Annotated in this window: 1 protein-coding gene and 2 pseudogenes; all 3 read right to left on the reverse strand. The window is 38.1% G+C overall.

What is annotated here, in order from left to right; genetic code table 11:
• Positions 1-23: 23 nt before the first annotated feature.
• A pseudogene (locus ACY3FQ_RS02955) lies at positions 24-314 on the reverse strand (OmpA family protein); the annotation flags it as partial.
• 55 nt (positions 315-369) lie between these two features.
• Positions 370-465: pseudogene (locus ACY3FQ_RS02960) on the reverse strand (IS630 transposase-related protein); the annotation flags it as partial.
• Positions 466-670: 205 nt separating this feature from the next.
• The coding region (locus ACY3FQ_RS02965; RefSeq protein WP_489773613.1) for a GGDEF domain-containing protein at positions 671-1,248 on the reverse strand (578 nt) is incomplete at its 5' end.

A 1,248-nucleotide genomic window follows, 5' to 3' on the forward strand; every position in this document is an offset into this window, starting at 1 on the left:
GGCTAAAGATAAAACATAAATGCTTAAGGAATAATAATAATATTCACACGACGATTCAGCGCTCGATTTTCCTTGCTGCTATTTTCTACCAGAGGTTGTGATGCACCGCGACCCATGCTCTGAATATTTTGAGTTTTAAACCCTGTTTCGATAAAAATCTGGCTAACTGTTGATGCGCGTTTCTTCGAGAGTATTTGGTTGTAGCTTGGGTCACCAATATTGTCTGTATGTCCAACCACTTTAATTTTATTTAAATTGTATTGCTGTAGCTGTTTAGAAAGCGCTTCGAGTGCGGATTTTTGAGAGGCTTGAATATAGTCAAACCGCTTATGGCTCTAGACTAACATATCTATTCTGCTAGTCTAGAGCCTTATTAATTTCGAAGTGCTGAGCAACCGCTCGGATAGATTGACCTTCTTCAAGCTTGGCTAATATTTTCTTTCTAAAATGTATTGGATAACTCATATCAGTATTGTATTGGTTTTTTGGCGTGCGGACTATATCGGATTGCTCAAATCCAAACAATAATTTTCAGGCAGTCTCAGCGTCCAGCCTTCTTCGTTCAGGGTAAAGCCTTGTTTCTTCAGCATGCGTGTTTGCTTATAGTTGAGGTACCCTAAACTCAGGCAGTCAGATAAAGCAGTGATAAGCATAAATTTGCAAACATGTTTTAACATGAGGGTTCCTGATCAGGATTTATGCAAGGTGTGATATACCACCCTTGAGCTAAGTTTTTGGCTTTATACATGGCATTGTCTGCTTCAGCAATCAAATCTTCAGGCGTTGTTGCACATTTTGAGAAAGCAACGCCAATACTGAAACTAAAATGAATCTGTTGTTGATCAAAAGACAACGGGGCTTTACTGCATTCGATTAAATGCTTGCAAATTAGTTCTAAATGATCATAGTGTTTGATATTACGAAGCAGAATTGCAAACTCATCACCACCTAATCGTGCTACCACATCGTGGCTTCTGACATTCTTTTTTAAGCGTTGAGCCATTTCTTTGAGCACGGCATCACCTGCTAAGTGCCCATAAACATCATTAATGTTTTTAAAGTTATTGTTGTCGATAAAAAAGAGAGCTGTCTGGTTTTTCTCGGGGTGCTCAAATTGATTGAACAAAATATTGTAAAAATAATGACGATTCGGGAGTTTAGTTAACTGATCATGCAACGCTTGATGTGATAACTGAGAGTTTTCGCTTTGTAGTTTTTCATTGGTACGCTGCACTTTATCTAATAAAT

The organism is Acinetobacter sp. AB03 (assembly GCF_058107045.1).